14 protein-coding genes are annotated in these 25,194 nt (G+C 45.2%); all 14 read right to left on the bottom strand.

Annotated elements, in window-relative coordinates; translation table 11 throughout:
• Positions 1-16: 16 nt before the first annotated feature.
• Genes MKY86_RS10305 through MKY86_RS10240 form a run of 14 tightly spaced genes read right to left on the bottom strand, consistent with a single transcriptional unit; the run spans position 17 to position 25,171 of the window.
• A complete protein-coding gene (locus tag MKY86_RS10305; protein ID WP_076073551.1) occupies positions 17-706 on the bottom strand; it encodes a 4'-phosphopantetheinyl transferase family protein in 690 nt (229 codons plus the stop codon).
• Positions 707-747: 41 nt separating this feature from the next.
• Entirely contained in the window at positions 748-1,983 is a 1,236-nt protein-coding gene (locus MKY86_RS10300; protein ID WP_083684260.1) for an ABC transporter permease, read from the bottom strand.
• A complete protein-coding gene (locus MKY86_RS10295; RefSeq protein ID WP_076073547.1) occupies positions 1,893-3,026 on the bottom strand; it encodes an ABC transporter permease in 1,134 nt (377 codons plus the stop codon). The genes MKY86_RS10300 and MKY86_RS10295 overlap by 91 nt, the downstream gene beginning before the upstream one ends.
• Positions 3,027-3,055: 29 nt before the next feature.
• A complete protein-coding gene (locus tag MKY86_RS10290) occupies positions 3,056-3,979 on the bottom strand; it encodes an ABC transporter ATP-binding protein (protein WP_076073545.1) in 924 nt (307 codons plus the stop codon).
• Between the two features lie 37 nt (positions 3,980-4,016).
• Positions 4,017-4,838 (bottom strand): thioesterase II family protein, encoded by an 822-nt coding sequence (locus MKY86_RS10285; protein WP_076073543.1) that lies wholly within the window; start codon positions 4,836-4,838, stop codon positions 4,017-4,019.
• A 20-nt stretch (positions 4,839-4,858) separates the two neighbouring features.
• Complete coding sequence (locus tag MKY86_RS10280; protein WP_076073541.1) at positions 4,859-5,344, bottom strand: hypothetical protein; 486 nt, start codon at positions 5,342-5,344, stop codon at positions 4,859-4,861.
• A gap of 3 nt (positions 5,345-5,347) precedes the next feature.
• Positions 5,348-6,118 carry a hypothetical protein gene (locus MKY86_RS10275; RefSeq protein WP_076073539.1) on the bottom strand — a complete coding sequence of 257 codons (771 nt, stop codon included), beginning with the start codon at positions 6,116-6,118 and terminating at the stop codon, positions 5,348-5,350.
• 48 nt (positions 6,119-6,166) lie between these two features.
• Positions 6,167-9,508 carry a thioester reductase domain-containing protein gene (locus MKY86_RS10270; RefSeq protein WP_340827789.1) on the bottom strand — a complete coding sequence of 1,114 codons (3,342 nt, stop codon included), beginning with the start codon at positions 9,506-9,508 and terminating at the stop codon, positions 6,167-6,169.
• Positions 9,509-9,557: 49 nt separating this feature from the next.
• On the bottom strand, positions 9,558-10,664 hold the full coding sequence (locus MKY86_RS10265) for a 2-oxo acid dehydrogenase subunit E2 (RefSeq protein WP_076073535.1): 1,107 nt from the start codon (positions 10,662-10,664) through the stop codon (positions 9,558-9,560).
• Between the two features lie 11 nt (positions 10,665-10,675).
• A complete protein-coding gene (locus MKY86_RS10260; protein WP_076073533.1) occupies positions 10,676-11,701 on the bottom strand; it encodes an alpha-ketoacid dehydrogenase subunit beta in 1,026 nt (341 codons plus the stop codon).
• A complete protein-coding gene (locus MKY86_RS10255) occupies positions 11,679-12,632 on the bottom strand; it encodes a thiamine pyrophosphate-dependent dehydrogenase E1 component subunit alpha (RefSeq protein WP_076073531.1) in 954 nt (317 codons plus the stop codon). The genes MKY86_RS10260 and MKY86_RS10255 overlap by 23 nt, the downstream gene beginning before the upstream one ends.
• Positions 12,616-12,858 carry an acyl carrier protein gene (locus MKY86_RS10250; protein WP_076073529.1) on the bottom strand — a complete coding sequence of 81 codons (243 nt, stop codon included), beginning with the start codon at positions 12,856-12,858 and terminating at the stop codon, positions 12,616-12,618. Before MKY86_RS10250 ends, MKY86_RS10255 begins: the two co-directional genes overlap by 17 nt.
• 22 nt (positions 12,859-12,880) lie before the next feature.
• A complete protein-coding gene (locus tag MKY86_RS10245) occupies positions 12,881-14,911 on the bottom strand; it encodes a condensation domain-containing protein (RefSeq protein ID WP_076073527.1) in 2,031 nt (676 codons plus the stop codon).
• Between the two features lie 15 nt (positions 14,912-14,926).
• Positions 14,927-25,171, bottom strand: a complete 10,245-nt coding sequence (locus MKY86_RS10240; RefSeq protein WP_076073525.1) for a non-ribosomal peptide synthetase — start codon at positions 25,169-25,171, stop codon at positions 14,927-14,929.
• Positions 25,172-25,194 lie beyond the last annotated feature (23 nt).

Genomic DNA, 25,194 nt, shown 5'->3' with positions numbered 1-25,194 from the left:
TACCAGATTTTATCCATTAACTTTCACTCTTAATATAGGCTACAAGGTCATGAAGTGATATTTTTTCCATATGGATATGATCAGGTGTGCTTACACAAACGGCAAGCCTGTAATTATCCTGCAGCAAGTAACGGTTAAAATAAACTGTATGGTCTTCTTGGGAGCAGAGCTGTACGGATTCTCCGTTAATCATGAAATAAAATGAGTTCAGCGGCTTACTCAGCCCGACGCCCAAAAACTTAATATAACTTTCTTTTAACGTCCAGAAATCATACAGCGAATGAACCTGCTCTCTTATTTCCCGAGAAATGATATCCTCATATTCTTTGATATGGAAGAAGCGTTTAGCAATATCCAAGTCGATGTCCCGGATTTCTTCAATATCTATGCCAATATCCTCAGTATCCAATCCGCAGACTACATACTTTCCAGAATGAGATATATTGTAAAATATATCATTCTGATCCTTTACATAAGGTTTTCCGTATGGATTTTTGTCAAATTCAATGTCTTTCATCGTAACTCCAGTTTTCTTGGCGATCATGAATCTGGCCAGCACTTCCCCGTACAAGGTTCTTTTCCGGTCTGCCTCAAATCTGAATTTGTGTAGGGCTTCCCTTTTGTCTGAAGCACATGTGCCCAGTAACGTCTGATAATCTTCAACACTTATGGGGTCTTCGATATTCATATAATAGAGTTCTGCCATAGTTATATTCCTATCCTTGTCTAGTTGAATTAGTTGCCACTTTAGGAAAGACTTCTGAATTTCTTTTCCCGCTTGCTGGTTATGATGACCGATATGCCTAGAATCACCGCTGCCATTCCGCCAAGTAAAGACGCCTTACCAGCTATATCTCCCAAGGTTAATCCTTGCTGTAAATCCAGAATACTTCCCATAGCCCATCTTGCCGGTGAAATATAGGAAATGGCATTGATTAATTTAGGAAACAGTTCCACCTGAATAAAGCAGCCGCCCAAAATAACAATCAGCAGGTTCGCAAAATTGGAAATCATGGAAGCAGCATCCGCCTCTTCCGTAATGGAAACATAGAATGTCCCCAAGGAGACAGCCACCATAGCCGTCAGGAAGAGAATCAAGAACAGCACACCGGGCTCCACGCCAATGGAGGTATTCGTGAAGTATTCCATGCTGAGGATTGCGGCCAGAATTTGAAAGGCGGTGATGACCAGATTGCAGAGTACATTGGACAGATAATACATCCATACTTTGGCCGGAGAGAGGAAGATTCTGGAGTAAATATTGCGCTCCCGGTCAATATTAATTACATTCGCTATGGCCGAGGAATTGAAGAAAATAAACAAGATCAAAAAACCGACAAAGATATTGGAGTTGTTGTACTCCGTATACAAATCGTTAAGAGAGGTTTTCTCCACAAACTCAGAGCTGGCGATATAATTGCCTACCGCATTCTCGAATACAGCAGCATCCCCCCCTGAAATCTTGCCCAAGTTGCGTAAATTCAACAAATGATTTTTGAGGATAGCCTGAAGCAACGTATATACGTTTTGCTCTTCGTTTCCTTTCACCACAAGATTCTCAATAGAATTATTTAACAACCCATCCTGGAATCCGCTGCGGATAACCAAAGCTGTATTTATTTTATTACTTTGAAAATTGGCCTCCACTTCATTCTCATTCATCTTGAAGACCTTGATGCCCTCCAGACCGTCAACAATTTGGGTAATGGCTTCCGAGGCCCGGGTTTGATCTCCATCCACAATACCCACGTTAACAAAGGTTGTCGAGTAACTGACCATTTTACTGGCAATGATTAAGACGATAATCGGAGTGATGGTCATTAACAGAAAAGAAATCGGTTTATGCATTATCGTAATTCTTAAGTTATTTTTTATTAATGCATAAAATGTTCTCATGCTCTTAATTCCTCCTTCTTTTCTTTGGCAACAACGATAAATAGACTGACGAATATTAAAAGGAGAAATATGGCAGAGCTTACCCATATCATTTGGCTGTCATGCGCGTAGGTACTTTTTAAAATACCAATATTCACCCATCGTAACGGGGAGACCAGCAAGACTTTGCCGAATACGCCGTCCATATCGTAAGGAAATGGTGTATACGATCCCCCGAGAAAGGAGAAAATCGGCAGGATAATCACGGAAAGAATCACATCCACTTTGCCGCGCGCTTTTAATAATTGGGCCACTAACATGCCTAGAGCTACATTGAAGATGGCAAATAAAACAATATACAGGTACATGAATAAAGAGTAATTGCCCCAGTTCACATCCAAGTAGGTTATTGAGAAAATAAAGGCTGGAATAAATACCACAAAGGCAAAAATAGAGTACGCGGCCAAGGAGGCAAGATAATACTTCACCCGGCTAAGTCCTGTAAGTAAAATTCTCTCTTTGATTTTGGTTCTTTTGTCCGTAAATAAATCCCCAATGGGAATCAGCATCATATACATCACCATAAGCGTTAATTCCACCACCCCATAGTAATCATAGGAGCTCATGGCACTTTTGGAGGGAATCAGTTCTACAGGCACTTCATAGGTGGCATTATCCGCACCAATCAGTTCAATCGCTTTTTCCCCGTCAATTTTATAGGCTTCCTTAACCGTCTGGATGCTGCTGGCCACGCTTCGGAATAAGGCTACCACTCTGGCTGTATTTAACGGCTCCGATTCATTTCCGTAGACCAGGATCTTCTCCTTATCCAGGTGCACGAATACTTTTTTGTTCACCCGTGCCTCTTTTTTGCCTTCTTTCTCTGAGTCGGTGTAGCCCATTTTTATCCCGTAATCTTTTTCAATGGATACAGAGGCTGTGGTTAAGGCATCAATAACCTCGGCTGCCATTCCCTCCGATTGATTGAGCAATGCAACATCAACCATGGTCAGGTTTGATTTGTCAGAGAAGGCTCCGGTCAGAATCGAACCGATCAGAATCATTAAAAAGATAGGGAATATCATCAAGAATAATAACCACTTTGGATTTCTGATTTGATTTTTAATGATTTTCTTTATGATCTGAAACATATGATCTTCCTTTCCTCTAGACTCTATGGTCAGTCGCGTAACTTGCGCCCTGTCAATGTCAGGAATACGGTTTCCAAAGTAACATCAGTGGTGCCGATACTTCTGATTTTCACATTTTTGCTGTTTACGTATGCAATAATTGCATTCAAATTATCATTTTCTTTTAACGACTCCACCTGGATCAGGTTGTCATTGATTTCCACATTAACCACGCCATCAATTTGGGAGATTGCTTCCTTATCCAGTTCAAGGGCATCATCCACAGTTAACTGCAGAGATTTCTTATCACTGATCAGATCTGTTAATTCTTTCTTTGTACCCGAAGCAATGACCTGGCCTTTGTCAATAATGGCTATGCGATTACAGATCGCTTCAACTTCCTCCATATAATGTGTTGTATAGACAATCGTCACGCCTTTCTCATTTAACCGCTGGACAGACTTCAGGATGTGGTTTCTGGACTGCGGATCAATCCCGACCGTTGGCTCATCCATAATAAGAATCTGTGGTTGATGGACCAAAGCAGTGGCAATATTCAATCTTCTTAACATCCCGCCGGAGAAGGTCTTTGCTTTTTTACGTTTGACATCGGACAGGCCGGTGAATTCCAAGGCTTCATCGATTCCATTCTCCAATTCTTTCCCTTTCAGTCCATACAGCTCACCAAAGAACTTAACGTTCTCATACGCAGTGAAATTATCATACAGGGCAATGTTTTGCGGGACAAAGCCAAGCTTTCTTTTCTCATCCTCCACCTTATTTCCGAATAGCCTGATGTTTCCCGACGTCGCATGAAGCAGGCCGCATACCAGATTAATCGTGGTACTCTTGCCGGCTCCATTCGGGCCTAACAGACCAAACACCTCACCTTTTTCAATGGACAGATTGAGTCCGTTTACTGCGGTATAGTCACCAAACTTTTTGACCAGGTTATCGATTTGAATCACATTCATCTTTAATCCTCCACTCTTTTTAAATGGCAAGCCGGTGTTATAGTGCTTCTCTTTGAGCTTGATCCGTAAGCTTATTCCCTATATCCATTAATTTATTGCGCAGATGGAACAGAAGCATATTGGGATTATCCATAAAATAAAAATGGTTCCCCTGAAAGAGGGTGAGTGCGTATTTTTGGGTGGTGTATTTCTTCCATCCCTCTAGTTCTTTCTTAGTAGCAATGCTATCGCGGTTCCCGCCATAGATATCAAATGACACCGGGACGGCTTGCGCACTCTCAGGATTATACGTTTCACACATTTTCATATCTTTTCTAAAGGTAGGCAGGATTAATTCCAGAAACTCTCTGTTTGCACTGAAAGCGTCCGGAATTCCGCCAAGACCGATGATTGTATCCATAAATTCAGCATTGCTTTTCAGATATAATTTGTCATTGCCGTCTTCGGTCAGACTCTCCGTGAACTTGTTCATATAGTTGGGTGCTTTCATGCTTGATATAATTACATATTCCGGTAAAGGAAGCCCCTGTTTATATATTTTTTGCGTCAGCTCATAGGAGACCAGCCCTCCCATGCTATGCCCGAACAACACGTACGGCACATCAGTGTACTCTTTCATTTCCTGGAGTAATAGATCTGTAAGTATATCCACATTATCAATGGCTGGCTCCGTTATTCTCGCCCCTCTGCCCGGCAGCCTGACCAAGCAGGTCTCCACATCCCGCGGCATCTGCTCTTCCCAGTGCAAAAAGGTTGAAACATCTCCACCGGCAGGAGGGAACAAAAACAAACGTAATCTGATCTCGGACTTTTCAGCGTTTCTTTTGAAAAAAAACCATGGTTTAACCTCTTGTTTCATGTTATCCTCCACTCTTCTCATTAAGCTGCAAAATTCAGATAGGTGTTAAGGGTGTGGAATACCCCAAAGGTAATGGCGACCCCTACTCCCAAATGATCCCCCAGCCATTTCTCTGCTAATGCGAAATACACCGACGGGAAGATGGACATCCCCATGAATACGAAAAAAGTCCCGCTGATCAAGGTATAGTCCATCCCGCCCGCAAAATAACGAATCCATAAAGCGTAATAGAGCAGTAAAAATACGGCCATTCCAAACACATACCTGCTTTGCAATGACGGAGAGCTTTTGTTTACGCGAAAAATTAATACAAGCATTAATAATATTTGGCTCAAACGTTCAATATAACTGATGATTTCAACCCTGTTGCCGAAGACCGCCCCGGTTCCGGCAGTTCCGTTTACCGCAAATGCGTAAAATAACAAATTAGGAAGCAATACCAGCAAAAGAATAATCAGGCCCTTGAGAGAAAAGCCGAGCCTGTTTTTAGTTAAGGTTAGTTTCATCGTTTATGCCGCGCTCTTTTTTTGCTCCAGCAGGGTGGTAATGCTTTTTTCGAACATCGCTTTATTCTTTCTCATATCAAAGAACATCCAGATGTGATACACAGCCCCCATAATACCGCCGAGGAGAGCCGTAATCTGCATAACGGTCATCTGACCGCCATCGAAATAAATGATCGTATCCGTCATTGCAAAAACCATGGTGATGATCAAATCCAGTCCGACGATAATGCCCAAAATGTTGAGCTTGGAGGAGAAAACCTGATTTCTTTTGCCCAACAGCGAAGTCACCAGATACCATAATCCAAAGCCGCCAAACATCCAGATAAAGTCAGGGTCGAGCGGGAAAGCTGCTACTTCCAAGGCTACCCGGTACATTTCATTGCCTGTGGAATACAAAGTCATAACCTTCATAATAAATATTTCTCTCATCCACTCCAGGGACAGCAAGCCCGCGCCGCCATAACCAACAATGGTTACCCATTTGTAAAAGCCTTCCCATTCATAGCTTTTGGATCTCACTGTTGACACTGCCGTCGATATCCAGTAGATGGACAAGAAGCCGATCGCTACGAAGATATATCTCCATAAATGCGGAATAAACGGATGGGCGGCAATTTGCTCATAGAATTCCGTTCCTCTGTATTTCTCCGCCGGATCAATAGGCATCAGAATGCCTATTCCCATATAGAGCAAGCCTATGAGGAGCGAGACCCACATCCCGCTAGTGTACAGGCTCATTTTCTTTGCTGTAATTACATCCAATCTTTCCTTCATCATGTTTTCCTCCTATAAAATCATATAATTGTAAACTTCTCTGATCCTTCACTTGACCTCAACGGGTAATTCAAAATACTTTGTCTTCACAAAGTAATCCAAATACCGGTTGAACACCTCCTCTCCTACCTCAGGGCATGTGATCGCAGTTTCACTCAAGCCTTTGGTAACATTGGTAATGTCATACGTTATTTCCACATCCCATTCACCCATATCTTCCGGAATGAACGGCAGCATAGCCTTGGTGGTATTCAGATTAGGATTCGCGGCAACTCTTTCCACCAACTCATCCTTCCACTGCTCATACGGCATTTTTTCAACCTTGAACCCGTACGAATTCATCCAGGTATACACTTGGTTTAGGGTGTTCATTTTACTGGCGACAATATGGAAGTTTTTGTTGGTTGATCCCGCTTGGGTGGACAATGCTACAATAGACTTGCTGACATAATCCACTGGAATAAATTCTATATTCACATTCTCCTCGAACAATACTCCTGCCTCTACACAGCTTTTGATCATAAGCCACATGATATCTCTGGTTTGACATGCCCCTGTGGTACTGGAGCCGGATATTCTGCCGACGCGGTAGATACTTACCGGAATGCCTCTCTCTTTGGCCAGAGCTATAATTCTCTCGCCAACCCACTTACTCTGCTGATATCCCAGTACAAGCACCTCATGATCGGACGGAATGGTATCCTCGTATGCGATATAGCCGTTTTCGTGTGAGAGCGTAGAGAATACATAATGAGTTGACACATAATGTACCTGCTTCAACTTATGAGTGGATGCCAGACGTAAAATCTCCTGAACTCCCTGTACGTTTACATCTTTAATCTTGTTATACGGCTCCAGGAAATTAGTGATAGCGCCCGCATGATAGATGGAATCGATTCGGACTGCCAGCTCGTTGAAATCCTGCTGCCCTTGGCCCAACAAGGGTCTGGCAAGATCGCCCGTGCAGATTTCTATTCTGCTTCTGTAAGCTTCGTCCCATAAATGGTACATTTCCATATTAGCCACAACTCTGTCGTAGCCGCTCTGCACACTGTCCGCACGGACCAGCAGCACCAGATGATAATCTGTCATAGCGATAAGCTCTTGCAGCAGGAATGCCCCAAGGAATCCCGTCACACCGGTCAAAAGGACGTTATGGATCCGGGTATGATCCCACGCTTGAAGTTCCTTTGCTCCGGTAATTTCCTCGTCCAGCCACACCTCATTTTTCAAGAATTCTCGGGTCTTATAGCGGAAATTACTTACGGCGGATTCATTGATATCCTGTTTATTTTGCTCGCTTTTGACCGCTTCAATATACATCGCCATTTGCTCAATGGACGAGTTGTCGAAGAAAATCCGCACCGGCAGCATCATATCAAAGGCATTCTTGAACTTTACAATGAGCTGGGCCGCCATGATGGAGGTTCCGCCAAGTTCGAAAAAATTATCCAAAACTCCCACTTTGTCAACATTAAGAATATCTGCCCACAGGCCGGAAATTTTTTGCTCCGTTTCCGTTCTCGGCTGCAGATATTCAACCTTAACGCCTGTTCTTGTTTTCATTTTCGAATCCGCAATCGCCCTCATTATTTCTTCAATAGACTGCGTATGACTAACCAGATCGTTCATTTGATCTTTTTCGACTTCATCCAGCTTATTCCATCTATTAAAAATGAACTGGTAGGGGTCGAAGCTGCGGTCTGCCTTGTGCGGTTTGTCTGAAATATCCGGTTCTTTGTCTGCTTTGTTAGGATGGAGTGCTTCATTCGCATAATCCGCGAGCTTTTCACAAGAAATGGTCAGGGCTTCACCTGAGTGAACACGCTTCAAGTCCGTGCGGGTAATCCTGGCCAGAAACTGAGCCGCACTCTCATTCCTGCCGCTGGATTGATAGTGGAACACTATAGAGTCACACTGGTGTTCTCTAATTCTATGGGCTAATTCCTTCATTAAATGATATTCAACATTTTTACCGAGCACCCGGCAATTTAAGAGCAGAGCGTCAACCTTGAAGCTCTTCTTATCAACTGTTCCAATGATGGTACCGGCCGTACCATAATCTCCAAATCTGTCTTGTACCTTTACGGAATAAATCAATTGATTATCCCCGTTAAGCGCTCCGATGATTTCTTCCTGTGTCCATAGTAACCCTGTCAGGTTGAAGTCTTTGGTATTATGGAGGATATGCTCGATCTTCTCGGCCTGCAGCTCATTGATTTCCCGCAGAGTGACTTCCAGCTGGATGGATTGAAGGAATTCCTCCAGACTGTATTCCTCTGTGCTGTCTGCGAAGACATCTTCGCCATGGCTGTAATGAGAAGCTTCAGCGGATATATAATCCAGAATCCCCGAGGCCTCTACGCTCTGCATCCAAAGTGTAGAATCCTCCGGCAGCAGCAGCTGGCGGATTCCGTTCAGGTACAGCTCTTTCGTATCCAATACAATGAATTGATCCAGTGAAACGCCATGTTCTCTATGTATTTGCAGGATTGCTTCTGTTATCGATTCACACTCACAGCTCATATACTTACATTCTTGCTTGGTGAGGATGAGATCTTCCCTGTCCAATATGGCATTCAATTGTTCTGGAGCGGATCTTGAACACAGCATGATTTCATTTCCCCAGCTTACAAGTTCCTGCAGATAGCTCTGAAATAAAAGGTAGGAATCATCTGTAACCACTCTTTGCTCATCCAATTCATGAAGAACTGCGTGTCCTTCCTGTTCCTCTTGCTCACACAATAGGACATCCGCATCAAAGACAAGGATATTGCGCTTATTTCTCAGATCCAGCTTGATGAGCCGGCTAATCTGTCTTGCAGCCTCTTTGTAGATGCTATTCACATAAGGAGCTTTGGCAAAAGCATACATGCCCATGTGATAGCTCTGATCTGCGCCGTATCTGCGGATCAGCTCTTCCCCGTCTGCCAGGTATATGCCTTCAACGAATCTAAGCTTATCCATCATCAACTTTCGCAGCATCATGGAAGTTTCCATTGCACCGTACATAATTTGCAGGTCACCGGCTCCCAGAGGCCTGTTCTCATAGACAGGGGGGAGCATAAAAATCAGCTTGCAGCGGAGTGCCGCCTTGGCATGCAGAACGGCCTCGATCAACATCGACAGATCAGCCTTGCATGAATTAAAGCTCTCTTTCCGATAGAAATCTTTCCGGCCTATAATATCTTCCAACCGGGTCCAGATGACTAAATAATCCGGTTTCTTTTGAAATAATAAGCTGTCCGGGTCCATGCACTGGGAAATAATCTGATTATAAGGTCCGGTTTCAATTGTGGACTGAAGCCCGAGTTCCTTGATATCTTCTTCAAGATAGTCTTCCAGTAAATCAGCAGTGAAGCTGGACAATACATAAATATTGCGCGGCATGTCACTCACTATATCCTCCTCCTTCACTCTCCACTTCCGGGCTCACACCTTACACATTGATCTCAAAATGTTCAATCTTGCTCTTCAGCCGCGCCAAAAATTCGACCGCATAGAATCCGTTCACTACACGATGATCGTACGCCAGGCCAAGATTGATATAGCTTCTTTCTGCCACTGTCCCTTCTATCAGGACCAATTCCTTCATTACCGCACCCACGGAAATCATCCCGGTCTGCCCCGGCAGAATGATAGGAATAACGCTGACAACATCGGCGCTTGTATTCAGGCTAATCGTTATTGTTCCGTCCATCAGATCCGTTTCAGCAAAACTGCTTCTTAAGGCTTTATATTTATATTCCATCATTATTTCTGCAGTATGCTCAACCCTTCCAGCGTGTTCAGCTTTAATTACCGGAATGTAGAGACCTGTCCCCACATCGATGGTCACACCGACGTTGACTTCTGCAGCAGGAATAAATGTATCTTCATCCTTAAGCTTTCCGTACATCAATGGGAATTCATCCTTGATCGATACCAGCAGCACCGGTAATACTTCTCCAAACCCTACAATGACCTCAAGCTGCTCACCGATTTCCCGCATTCCGGTTAGAGCTTCATCACAATATACTTTCATTAATAAAAATGCATTTGGAATATTCGTATGCGATTGGGTTACTGTTTTAGAGACCTGTTTTTGATTCTTACTCAAGAGAATCCGGGCCTCATCCCCGTCGTTTCTTTGCTTCAGCAGCTCTTCCAAGTCACTTAATTTAATCAATTTCTTATTTAAGAATGACAGCTCCTGCTGCGAAAATTGGTGCAATGCGGCAAACGCTTCTGCCTGATTGGAAAGTTTGTAATTGGCCGCGCTTTCTGCTGTGGCACTGCCCGCGGATAATTCCTTGTATGTATTCATTTCTTGGAGGGACTCAAAAACAAAGGCAATAACCTCGCCGGTCCTCACATCAGTGTGTTCTTTAGCCGCAGGATAAAAATAGCCGTCTGCTTCACATTCGACATCAATAGCTGCCTTGGAGGTCTCCAAGGTGGTAATTAGATCACCGGAATGAATGAATTCGCCCTCAGCGCAATAATAGTTCTGGATCAAGCAGCTGTTATCATTCGCATTTAACTGTGGAACAACAATTGGTCTCATACCCGCCTCCGTCACCCTTCTTTAGCGATTTTCATCAGCTTCAGTACACTTTCATAAATGTCCTGTTCCCCTACCAGCACCTGGCTTTCATAATACATGGATGCGGGAATAATGCTGTCAGAAGAACTTAAGAGCTCAATGGCTCCATCCTTCTGCTTATTGAGATATGGATATAATTTGACCGCTATTCCTTCGCCCCAGGTATGCCCGCTGGTCCCCTCTTCCACAATGAGAATCTTGCCGGCTGTAACCGCATCTTCAATAATGGCCTCGATTCCGCAGGGATACAGCTTGGAAGGTACCGCTACCTTAACTTCAATTTCATCCGCCATAATCAGCTTTTCAGCCACTTTCATGCACATGGAAGCCAAGCCTCCGGGGCAAAGGATAAGAACATCCGGTACACTGTTTTCTTCTATACTGGCGACTGCCCAGTTCTCATGGTCACCTTTAAAGGAATAGTTGAAAAGCTCATCGATCACGCCATTTTCATACCTGTACTGGGAATATATTATTTTTTCTTCAAAAAAAATACAAGGATTTTTCTCACTCAACATCCGGTTAAACACATCATAATTATCATGAAAAGGAGACAGCTCATACACGCTTAGATTAGGGATACCCATGAAGTATTTTTGCATGCTTTGGCTGTGTGTGGGTCCGTACCCCCTGTAACCGCCATTCGCACATCTGACAATCATGCTGAGATCCAGCTTATCCCCGTACATGGTTACAGACTTGGATGCAAAATTGAGCAGAGGATCAAATGACAATGTAGTGAAATCCGAAAACATCATATCCACGATCGGTTTGTGGCCCATGATTGCCATTCCGCTTGCCATGTTGACAAATCCCTCTTCACTTATCGGCGTGCCAATCACTCTGTCCGGATAATCATCAGATAATCCCTTGTTGATTTTGAAGGCACCCCCATAAGGCTCACGTACATCTTCCCCGATTACAACGACTGCCTCATCCTCACACATCAGCTGATGAATGGCATTTCTCAAATTCTCATTTATTTTTTCTTTTTTCATAGTCCGCCCATTCTGCTCCCTCTCTGTGTATGACAAGTTCCTGCAGCGTTTGCATTTGATTCCGGACAGCTTCTTCAAGCTTATCTACCCTTGCCTTATCGCTGGCTTTCATTTGGTTGTACCAGTATTTCTCCCGGACTCTTGCAAGCTCATCAGCACTTCTAGTGTCATCGCCTTTACTGTGGGACGCGACCCGATCTGTTATGAATTCAATGACCAGGGGTTTGGATTCCTTGCGGACACGGTGTATAGCGTCACCCGTCTGTTCTCTTATTTCATTAACAGCTTTGCTCTGGATGCACAGATAATCAAGACCGAACCCCCGTACCCGGCCTTCTATACTTCCCGACATGCTGTAGCTTTGATGGGTTGATATTGCTATTCCATTGTTCTCTACAACGATGACCATCGGGAGATTCCAGATGCCGGCAAAGTTCAAGCTTTCGTACACGCAGCCCCTGCCAAAGGTTCCGTCGCCAATATAGACAAATACCAGATTATCTTGTTGCTTGTATTTATAACTCCAGGCGATGCCTGTGCCTACCGCTATGCCTTCGGCCTGAACCCCTGTAGATATAAAGCGGTCTCTGCAAATGTGCTGGCTTCCTCCGATTCCATTACATACGGCGCCTTGTTTGCCCATGACCTCTGCCAGCAAGCCCTCTGCATCCCCATATCTGGCAATATAATGCCCATGCCCCCGGTGATTGCTGATCACAAAGTCTTCTTCTTCAATGAACGGATTCAAAGCTACCGGAATATATTCTTGTCCCATGCAGGTATGAGTGGTCCCTGTGACATGTCCGCTTGAAAAAAGCCCGAGGATCGATAGCTCATATTGACGGATCAACAGCATTCTTTCCAGATCATGATCACTAGTGCTTCCCGCCAGAACCGCCTGCCCGGCAATGGCATTATTCAAAGATTTCATTGCTTACTCCTTTGCTCTTTAAGACCGTTATAAAGGCGGCAAGATTTTTCAAGCTTTTCACTTCCTTGAAGGTGAACTTGACCTTATAGGTATCTTCAATGGTTGTGATTAACTTGATATGCTTCAGGCTTGTCCATTCCGGAGCATTCTGCGGTGACAAGTCTTCGTGAATCGTTTCTTGGTCCGGGATGGCCAGAATATCCGCAACAATCTCTTTTAATGTCATAACTTCGGCATCCTCTCATCATTCAGCCCGTTGACTGCAGTGCTGTATTGTAAATACTCATGACCAGTTCTGTGCCCATCGCCGTGTAATACTCTCTTAAATAAGGAACATGACCTTCTTCATCACCAAGACCGTCGTTATACTCACTAAGCTTATATTTCACAGCGATTTCGTCTCCATGAAGTACAGAAATATTCCCGTTTTTTGCACATTCCGCAGCTATTTTTTGCTCCGACTGTTGAATGAGCCGCTTTGTTTCATTCATCTGATTGACTTTATCCGATGCCGGACACAGATATAGGATGACCTTGGACTGATGCTTGTTCACAAAGCTGGAGGCACATTGGATGAACCGGTTCGTATTGTCCGTCAGCACGGCTGCAAGCCTGGCATCCTTAGCATCCATGCCTTGAATCCAGTCTTCCAAACGGAATAACAGGATTCCTATGCCCTGACTGCTTCTGCATAACAGGCCCGTATCATCAATCAATTGCTGAAACATCTGGCTATACGGTGCGAATTGCAGCTTATAGTCGATCCGGAGCTTATTCAGCCAGAATTCCATCGGCTCTCCTACTGGTCCGGATTCGAAGGAGGAGACTACCGTCATCACTACTTTCTTACGCGATAGAGAGGAGACGAATTCCCCGATGGTCCGGTCAGGATTTTCGGTAATCAATTGGATTAATAGCTTGAAATCCTCAATCATCTGCAGAATGGTATCCTGCGCGAACAGATCCGTATTGTACTCGAACCCTGCAGATATTCCATTCTTCAGAATGGTTGCGTACAACGACAAATCGAATTGTGCCGTCTCTACCGATACTGGGAGTACTTCAACCTCAATTCCCGGAATACTAACACTCAGCATCGACTCCTCGGTCTGAACATACAGCACCTGGAACACTGGTGAATGCTGCATCTGACGTTCAATATCAAGGCCTGTGACCACTTGCTCAAACGGAATCTCCGCATGATTAAAGGCTTCCATGCAATGGCCTCTAACCTGGGTGAATAACTCTGCAAAGGTCATGCTGCCGGCTATTTCACTTTGGATAACTACCGTATTAATGAACAGGCCGATTAATTTCTCCAATTCAAGCTGGTTTCTGTTGGCAACCGGTGTTCCAATGCAGAGCTTATTATCCAGACTGTAGCCATGCATCAGAAGGGTTAGCGCGGACATCATCATATGGTACATCGAGCCATTCATTTGCACACATCTGTCGCTCATTGCCTTCACTGCTTCTTTTTCAATGAGAAAGTACTCCGTCCTTCCCCGGTAAGTCTGTGTGCTGCCTCGCTTATAATCGTAGGGTAGATGAATGGCCTTCGGTGCATCTTTCAGCTTGCCCGTCCAATACTCCAGCTGATTATCCAGCTGGCCGCCTTCAATTCTTTTACGCTGCCATTCCGAATAATCGACATATTGTACCTGCAGCAATGAACGGGCAACTTGTCCGTGAAGCCTGTCCCGGTAGCCCCCGGCAATTTCATTCATGATTACACCAAAGGACCAGCCATCACAGATAATATGATGAAGGGAAAGGGTTAAGACGATTTCTTCTGCAGACAATCTCAACACATAGAACCGCCACAAAGGGCCTACAGTCAAATCAAAGGGCCGTCTTGCAATTTCACTGTTAACCTCCCGGATCTTTGCATCCCTCATCGCACCGTCGTATTCCTCCAGATGAATAATATCCAGCCGGAACCGTTCATACGGTCTGATAATCTGAGACGGTATATAATCTATGGTGTTGAACACTGTTCTAAGACTTTCATGCTTCTCAACGACTGCATTGAGCACATCTTCCAGAATATCAAGTCTTATATCGCCTTTGAGCCGATAGGACTGCGGGACATTATATACGCCTCCGTTCATGAACTGCTCCATAAACCATTGTCTTTGCTGTGCAAAGGACTGGCTGAACGCATTCGAGGTTCTGGCGACCCTCTCAATATCCCTTTTTTTGCTGTCTTTGGACTTCGTAATCAGTCCTGCGAGCTGTTCCCTTGATAAGGATTTGATTTTATCCTTTTTAGTCTCCATATAAGTACTCCTTACTTATCTTTTCAAAAGCTCCTTAAGGCGCTTCCTCTTTACCTTCATGGCTTCCTTCTCCGTCTCCATCACTTCACTGGCAGAAGCGACTTCGGCAAAGCTGTTCGTTGTCTCCTCCAGATATTCACAAAGACTGCGGATGGTTGGGTATTTGAACATATCCACCACCGTAATATTCGTATCAAAGCTCTCCTTGATCTTGTAATAGACCTGAACCACAAGCAGCGAATGGCCGCCAATATCAAAGAAATTATCATTGACGCCAATGTTCCGGGCATTCAGGACGGCTTCCCATATTCGCTTGACCTTGGCTTCGTTGTCATTGGCTGCTTCTACAAATTCATTCCTTACGCTTCTTCTTAACCTTCCAGGCTCCGGAAGCATCTTCTTATTCAGCTTGCCATTTGGCAATAACGGCATCTCCGGCAAGACCATAAAGAATGATGGAATCATATAATCCTGCAACTGACTTCTGATATGTTCTCTGATGACAGGAATATACTGGTGGTTATCTTTCCACTCCAAAGGATTGGTGAAGTATACACTTGGGTCCTCATTGTAGCGGATGAAATTCGGCACTTCATAATCATAGGCACAGGTGTCCGCTCCATATTTATTCTTATGGAACAAGATCAGCTGAAAATCTCCGCTCTCGCCATGGCCATTCCACAAAGCACGAAGCCGGTAATTCCCGCCATCCTGCACGAGCAAATCATATAAGCTTGGAGCATACAGTTGAAGCTCCCTAACGTCTTCACTCAGCTCACGGACAGTTGCAGCTTGCACCGCAGGGTCGTTCAGCAGCGACTCAAGCTTGTTCTCATGAACCAGCTTATCCATCAGAACATCTTGGATTACAATAACCTCATCCTGCCGCCCGGTGAGTATATCCTGGAGCCCCTGCTCTGATTGTATATTCCGCCAGCTGAACTGAACGATATTGTCCAGCTGCTCCGCTTCTTTCGTTCGAATCACTACCTGATAGCGGAATTTACTCATCTCATTCTCGAACTTTGTTACTTTAGGCAGAATGGAGACATGTTGAACCTGCTCCAGGGAATCCTTAAGACTCAAGAAATATTTGGAGTCTACCAGCAGCTCATTCTCCGCTACAATGGAATTCTTAATCCGGTCGTTTAATTCTTGCACGGTGGTTTCCGCAGGAGCCTTATACCATTCCACCGAAGTGTGATAGCTTCTTAGCAGCGGCAGGGACCGTACATCACCGATAAAGAGGGTTCCCTCTTTGTCCAGCATGCCTAAAAGAGTAGTAATCACCTCATTCAGATACTCTCCGCTCGGGAAGTACTGAATGACAGAATTGATAATAATGGTGTCGAACGTCTCATTCTGCAGCTCGCCAAGCTCATCAGCCGATTTCTGATATAGTCTGACATTCATGGAGCTGTCCAAATTCCGTTCGATATAATCGAGGCCTATCCTCGATAAATCAATACCCACGTACTCTTCGCATAACGGGGCGATTTTGAACAGAATCATCCCTGTACCGCAACCGACCTCCAGTACTCTACGCGGCTTAAAGCTCTTAATCAGATCGACGGAATCGGCAAGCCACTCTTCCATTTCCGGGGTACCAAGCTTCTCCCCGGTGTAGCTGCTGTTCCAGCTGATTGTATTTAGACTGAAATCTTGAATCGTTTCCTCTTTGTTGTAGGCATTATCGAATATCGATTCCCACTGGGTGACCTGCTCCTTGCTCTCCTCCATGACGTCCTGTTCCCTATAATTCACATCACGGACAATGTAGGACACGATTCTTACATCATTTCCATCCTCTAAGTTGATGACTACGTTATCCTTAACGGAAGGATGCGACTGAATCACCTTTTCGATTTCCCCTAATTCAATGCGCAGTCCTCTTACTTTGACCTGATTGTCAGCGCGTCCTATGAAGTTGATGTTGCCGTCCGGCAGCAATTTGACAATGTCACCGGTCCGGTACATCCGTTCAGCCACATATTTACTGAACGGATTCGGAATGAATTTCTCGGCTGTCAGATCGTCACGTTTGTAGTACCCTCTGGCCAGATTCGCACCGGCAATGAATAGCTCTCCGCTCACATTGTAAGGAACGGGATTCATGTACTCGTCCAGTACATACAGCTGTACATTGGAGATGGGCTTGCCGATCGGCACAATCTCTTTATCCAGCTTCTCGCTGCAATCGTAGTAAGATACTTCAACGGAGGCTTCGGTAGGGCCATACAGGTTGTATAGACCTGCATCGAAGGTCTGGAAGAACTGTTCCTTTAACCGGTACGGCAATGCCTCCCCGCTGCAGAACACTTTTCTCAGACTGCTTCCTGCCTGCTTGGCTCCGGGATGCTCCAGAAACAGCTTCAGGATCGAAGGAACAAAATGAGAGATGGTAATCTGTTCATCCCTGATCAGCTGAGCGAGATACTCCACGTCTTTATGCCCTTCCGGCTTCGCTATAACCAGACAGGCGCCTACCGTTAGCGCCCAAAAAATCTCGCTGCAGGATACATCGAAGCTGAAGGGCGTCTTCTGCACCTGCCGATCTCCCGGCTGCATCCCAAATTCTTTTTGGCCCCATACCATACGGTTTCGGATGCCGCTGTGAATATTAATCGTTCCCTTAGGCTTTCCTGTCGAACCTGAGGTATAAATCATGTACGCCGCGTGGGTACCTTCAACCTTTACTCCCGGATTACCGGTACTCATCGGCAGGAACAGTTCCTTGTCCCGCAAATCCACCTTACGGATTCCCGCAAGCGCATCAGTCTCGTCCATGCAGGTCAGCACCAGCTTAACCTCAGAATCCTGAAGCATATAATCTACCCGGTCCCGGGGATAGGTTGGATCAATAGGGATATAGGCCGCGCCTGCTTTTAGAATCCCATAGACGGCTACCATCATTTCAATGGACCGGTCTGCGTACACACCAACGAAATCTTCATAGCCTATTCCCTGCGCAATCAGATAATGGGCGACTTGATTCACCCGCATATTAAATTCCCGATACGTAAGTGTGTCTCCCTGGAATTTCAGCGCCGGTGCATCCGGTCTTAAGAGCGCCTGTTCTTCAAATAATTCATGGATAAATAATTCTTTCTCCAATGGAACATCCGTTTTATTGTGCTCATAGAGGATTTCATTGATTTCTTCTTTATCCATGAAATTGAACTGCTTGATTTTTTGATAAGGATCTGCGCATAGGCTGTTGATGATGTTCTCCAGATGCCGCATCATCTTCCGTATGGTGCCTGTTTTATAGATATCCGTATTGTATTCACATAAGGTGTGCACTCCGTCTTCCAGCTCTCTCATAGAAATCCAGAAATCGAACATTGCTGATTTATTGTCTGTTTCCACTCGGGTAATCGCAAGATTCGGCAACTTGAAATCTGGCAGTGCTTCATTTTGAAGGGAGAACATCACTTGGAACAACGGGTTTCTGCTTAAATCGCGTTCCAGCTCCAATTCATCCACCAGCATCTCGAACGGCATATCCTGCGCATCATAGGACTCCAGCGCACTTGTCTTTACCCGTTCAATCAATTCCATGAAGGAAATATCGCCTGACAAATCATTGCGGAGCACCAGGGTGTTCACAAAGAATCCGATCGTATTCTCTGTTTCCATCCGCGTCCGGTTGGCAATCGGAGTTCCAATGGCGATATCCTCCTGTCCGGTATATCTTGCGAACAGAACATCGACCGCCGCCAGATAAATCATAAAGGGTGTAGCACCCGTAGCTTCTGCCAGTTCATTCACCCGGTCCATCATGCTCTTGTTATATACAAAGAAGTCCTTTTTCCCGTTAAAGGTTTGTACTTTCGGTCTGTCGTAATCCGACGGGATATCCAGGGTAGCAACATCCTTGAGCTTGTTCTTCCAATACAGGAACTGGTCTTCTTTAACCTTTCCGGTGAACCAGTCTCTCTGCCACTGGGTATAATCCGCATACTGCCATTCAATTTCGGGTAATTCGGCCGGTCTTTGATTCACTAAGGCATCATATAGCTCGACGAATTCATGTACAAAGACTCCCATAGACCAGCCGTCGGAAATAATATGATGCATGGTGAGGAAAATAACATGCTCATCCGCAGCAAATTTAAGCAGCTTACATCTGATCAACGGTCCGTTTTTGAAATCAAATTCCTGATGGACTTCTTCATCTGCCAGTTTGGTAATTACCTGCTCTCTTGCCTCTTCTTCCACATGCATTAGATTCTGCAAAGGAATCTCGATGGCATCCACATCATGCAGAACCTGCATAATTTGCCCTTCAATGTTGTCGAAGGTCGTTCTGAGTCCTTCATGGCGCTTGACGATTTCTGTAACAGCCTGCTGCAGGCAGGCGACATTCAACTCGCCTTTAAGCCTGATGGACTCCAGAATATTGTAAAACGCGCTTTCTTCATCATATTGCTTTAAGAACCAAAGTCTTTGCTGGGCATAAGAAACCGGTATGCCCTGTTTCTTCTCTTCATCAGATAATTTTGGAAGGTGACCTTCTCCCTTGGAATCCGTAGCCGGGTGAACTCTCTCTTCCACAAGCTTAGCCAGCGCTCCAACGGTCGGATGATAGAATAGGTCATTGATGGCAAATTCGATCCCGTATTCTTTTTTGATTCTGGAGACGACCTGGGTTGCCTTTAAGGAATGTCCTCCAAGCTCAAAGAAGTTATCATTCATCCCTATTTTCCCGGTGGCTAATACTTCGGACCAAATGTTGCTTATGATTCTCTCAGCATCTGTAGACGCTTCTACATATTGCTCTGCTTGTTCCTCTTCGATCACTTCGCCATCCCTGTTGACCGTGAGCATCTTCAGCGTGCTTACCGCGCCATAATCATCCAGGACCCTGGCGTTCTCAAGCTGGAGAAGCGCCTCTGTATCTTCCTGCCTGTAGACAGCAAGATATTCTTTGGCATACACTTTCTCATCGATTCTGTGGCTGATATGCACATTATTTTCGTCAATCCCTACATAGACCATGTCGTCACCAAGGTTCAGCAAGGCTTCAAAGAATAACAGGCCATCCTGCTCACTGATCACATGCTGCCCGATGGATTCACTGAGACTGTTAATGGATTGCAGGCTTCCCGCAGTCATTCCGATCTTATCCCACATCGTCCAAGAGATACATTTCACTGCATACCCTAATTGACCCGCTGCATATTGGCAGAACATTTCCAGGAAGCTGTTCCCTGCCGCATAGGCACTGAAGGTCGCACTTCCGAGCAGCGAGGTCACCGAAGAGAAAGTGATCAGCATCGCATCTTTTCTGCTTTTCAAGAGTTCAAACAGATTTAGCACGCCATAGACCTTGGCATCGAATTCTTCGGCAAAAGTCTGCTGTCCGATTTCCGTAATCAGGTATGAATCCCGGTTGTCAAAATGCCGCTGGTAGCTTGAATTCCCGGCAAGATGTATAATTCCATCAATCTGAATTCCCTTCGATTGCTCATAATCTTCAACCGCCTGCATGATGGAATCCAGATCACACACATCCGCCTGCCGGTAACTGATGGAAGTTCCTAGTGCAACTAATTGGTTGTAATGCTGAACTCTGCTATCCTTATCCTCAAGAGTCCCCAGATCGCTTCTTCCCAGGATCAGAAGATTAGCCTGATAGTTTTCAATGAGCTGACTGCAAATTTTTGTGCCGATGCCCCCAAGTCCCCCGGTTACCACATAATGTCCGCCTTGTTTGAACTTTGTCTTGGGTTCTGCTTTCCGTAAAGGCACATTCCGGAGCTTCCATGTTAATCTCCTGCCGTCACGGTAGCTGATTTCCTTCACTGCAGTCTCTCCGTGCATAATCTCAGCGCGTAATAAGCGGGCATCCTGCTTGATATCCCTTCCTTCCAAATCGATCAGCAGCGATCGTACACCCGTATTCTCCGTATCCAGAGTAGCCATGAAGCCGATTAATGCGGCATTATCATAACGGGTTTCCAGGCCGCCTGCATCCTGAAATACATTGCTGCTACCCACATACAGGCTTGTAGAAGCGCATAGGTCATTGTTCGCCAATACCTGCAGTAAGTGGATTAGACTAAATACACCGAGTTGGTTACTGTTTGAGATATCTGTATGTCCGCTAGCGTTTATTTGATAAGTGGGAAGATAGATCATATGATCGGCCTTCCACCCGATTTGCTTAAAATAGTCAAACAGCTCTTTGCAGCCCTCATAACGGGTATAATCACAGCCATAATGATTCCGGTCATATACCTGGAAGCGGTCCTCTTGCTTGACCGATATGACCCTGGTTTCATCCAGGCCCATACCTTCTATGAATTCACCCGCCAATCCGTAGCGGTCCTCAAACACCAGGATATTGACGCAGGGTACGGTGCCCTCTTCAGCCTTAAAGCTCAGCGGCTTCCATACTTTCTTGAATATCCATGGCTTTACGGTGTTCTTATTTCTGACGATTTCGAGTTTTTTCAGGACAGCATCGTATTTGCCGGCAAGCAGGGAATCTCTTAACAGAATCCGCTGAATTTTACCAATTCCTGTCTTTGGAATATCTTTTTTAGCCAGAGGGATGATGTATTCAATAACAAGCCCGATTTTTGAAGTGATTACCTTTTGCATCTCTTTGATGATCCCTTTGAGCTTGGCGGCATCCATAGATACCGGATGGAAGAATATCGCTAATTCTTCCTCTTGTGAACCGCTTGCTTTGACTGATACCGCAGCCGTATAAGATACTTCAACCCCGTCAATCTCCTCAAGAATGGCCTCAATTTCCGAATTATTATAGTTGACACCATTGATGATAATGATGTCTTTGGCCCTGCCTGTAATGGTAAGTCCCCGGTCGGTTATAATCCCCAGATCCCCCGTATCGAACCAGCCGTCTGGCGTAAATGCTTCGGCGTTTGCTTTGGGGTTATTGTAATATCCCGGTGTAATACACACCCCGGCCATCTGAAAGCGTCCCTCTGTATAGAGAGGCACTAATTCATTCTGAGCATCGACAATACGGATGCTGTTCCCTGGAAGAGGTCTGCCTACACTTACACTGCTATCCTCCTGTTTCACTAAGTCTTGACCAAAATCACTGGAATAGATGGAACCCGCACACGTCTCGGACATCCCGAAGCACGGCATCATTGCCGACTTATCCAGATGATACGGCTTAAGGATCTCATTAAACTTCAGTGCGGTCCGCGCCACTACCACTTCTCCGCCGTTGGTTATAAACCGCAGGGCAGACAGGTCAATATTCAGTGCTTTGATTCCACTCTCAAGGCTGTTAATCAAATTAAAGGCAAAGTTCGGTGCCCAGGTATTCGTAGCTCTAAAATCACTCATCAGCGTAAGCCACCGGAGCGGAGCTTCCAGAATATAATTAACAGGTGCCAGAATCTCCTGGCAATGCAGATAGATGTCTCTTACATTACACATGACAATTCCGCCCACATGGTCCATAGGCATCCAGTTAAAGGTTACTTCTTCTGGACCAAACCCGTTATTTTGGCAGGCGGCAATCGTGCGTCTCAAAATATTTCTGTGGGTCTGCATAACTCCTTTCGGCATTCCTGTGCTTCCCGAGGTAAGCAGCAGCAGCGCTACATCATCCGGCTTCACCTCGTAGGTGATTTCTAGTTCCCGGCTGTTCATCAATTGTTCAGCGGAATACACGGTGAACTCTTCTTCGCCGCCAAGAACTCCGGGAACACTGCGAATACTTGCAGCCAGCGCTTCATCCGTCACAATCACAGGCTGTTCAAGCATTTTCCAAGCATTCAACAGCTTGCGGATTACTGCATTATCTTCTTTATAAGAAGCAGCTACCGTGGCCGGAATTCCGATAAAGCCGCCTAACATACAAGCCCAGAACGTATTTACATAATTCCGGTTGTTATCCATCTGATAGATGACCTTGTCCCCAGGCTGCAGCCCTCTTTCGATAAGACCGCAGCAGATAGCCTTGGCTTCACTGTAGACCTGCTTATAGTTAGCAAAGTCAATGCTGCCATCATAATTAACGAACCGGATGCCATAATCCTCAGGAGCTTGATTGGCAGCCCGTTTGATGTAATAACCCAGATCAAAGACCGTATTCTCAGGAATGATCACGTCTTCTCCAACAATGAGGGATAGCTGTGTTTCAGCGCTGCTCTCTTCCTTGCGGGTCTCAACCCCTTCAGCCTTGTCCATTTTGCCGGAGCTCTTCTTCTTAATAAAAGAAAAATCATCGGCCAAATCGGAGATATGCACGTTATCCCGGCTGATTCTTACGGCCTTGCGCACGAACTTCACAGGAGATTCACTCATAGCGCTCTGCTCATCCGGGATCACTAAATTACTCCAGCGCTGAATGAGGTTGTCATTAATAATTTCCAGTTCGAGCAGATCATTGATTTTGACAACGCCATCTCTGTAATAAGGAATGTTTGACACAGGAACGAGCTCTGCTGCTGCCAGACAATCCTTCTTATTGAAGTCAAGCAAGATGCACAATCTGTCGACGATTGCACTTCTTATGGCTCCAGTTCGTTCTTCATCGAATGCCGCTTGTTCCACTACAGCATCCGTCACCGGTTCCACATAATAGACAACGAGCTTGGATTCACCCTTCCTGTTATAACGGTGAAGCAGCTTCACGTCTTCTACTAATGACTCCGCTCTTAAGGCATGCTCCAGCGCAGGCAAATCACGTTTGATTCCGCCAATCATCATGCTGGTGCTTAAGGTCTCATTAATCATTAACGTTCCATCTGCATAATAACGGCCCCTATACCCGGAAGCGGTCTGATCCGGCGTACATACACTGCCCTCGAATCCGTCCGGAAGCGGGTGCCCATAGGGATCAACAATCAGAACGCGCGGTATAGCGGAAGCCGAACTCTGAGGGATAGGCTGGTTATGCAGGTTCACAACGGCGGATACTGCCTTCCCTGCTTTGAAATCTGTATTCTGCTCCGATGGAAGCAGTTGAATCGTGCGGATAGCTTTATTTATTTTAAGGACCATTTCATCCAAAATCGTTATGAAGCTCCTTTGAAATTCTTCAATGATCCTGTCGCTGAAATAAGCGGAATTATAAATCGTCTCCACAAGGATTCCGTGATCCGGCTTAACCACCCAGGCCAGCGGATAATTGATTTCTTCTCTTAATTGCAGCTCTGTTATGGAGAACTCTGTGATATCCTTATAAGCCTGCGCGTTGGCATAATTCTCATATACAAAGATACTCTGGAATAATTGAGGCAGATTATGGGCGCTGCTGATCTCAGCCAAAGACATATATTCATGGGGACTGCGGCTGATTTGATCCTGTGTGAGGTTCTCCAGGCACTCCAGCAAGGTAAGGTTACCGTCTAACTGAACACGAACCGGAATGGTATTGATAAAGATGCCTACGGTGTGATCGATACCTTTTAATTCCGCAGGTCTTCCCGATACAGTTGTCCCATAGACGACATCTTCTTTTCCACTGTATTTACTCAACAGGATGGCAAAGGCAAGATTATACAGTTGGTAGGCGCTGAACCCGTTATTTTTAGTGATCTGCTCGATAGAATGATGTATATCCTCTGAAAGCCGTAAGGAGAGTTTACGGGTCTCACCCTTCTGCTCTTCCACTGCAGGTTCAGTATACAGAGGCAAAGCTTCCTCAAAGCCCTTCAGCTTTTCTTTCCAGTACTGTCTGGAGACCCCGGCATCCTGTTTATGCAGCCAATGGATATAGTCCTTAAATGATACGGATTTGTGCTTCGCCGGCGCTTCCCCTGTCTTGAACGCTTTATAATTCCCGAACATTTCCTCCAGTACCAGAGGCAGTGACCAGCCATCCATTATAATGTGGTGAAAGCTCCAGACAAAATAATAGCTGTCTTCTGTAATTTGAATTAGAGCAAATCTCATCAGCGGAGCCTTGTCCAGTTCAAAACCCATCATTCGGTCATTTTCAAGAAACATGCTATAATCATGCTCGATTTCTTCCCTCGGCAGATTGCTCCAGTCATACTGAATGTAGCTGCATTCGCATTGCTTCAGAACTACCTGAACAGGTTTTTTCACACCTTCCCAGACAAAGGCGGTTCTTAGAGCGGAATGATCGTTAATGACCTTCTGCCAGGCATCCCAAAAATATTCGAAATTAATCTGCCCGTGTAATTTGCACGAGAATTGCTCCAAATACATGCTGCTGCTTTCACTTTTCAAGCTGTGGAACAGCATGCCTTCCTGCATGGTGGATAATCCATAGATATCTGCAACGTTCCTCTTGTTCATTTATTCTCCTCTTTCTTGTCCCT

Origin of the sequence: Paenibacillus sp. FSL R7-0333 (assembly GCF_038000365.1) — a bacterium.
Lineage (GTDB): Bacteria > Bacillota > Bacilli > Paenibacillales > Paenibacillaceae > Paenibacillus_AQ > Paenibacillus_AQ silagei.
This window is presented reverse-complemented; position numbering and strand designations above follow the sequence as displayed.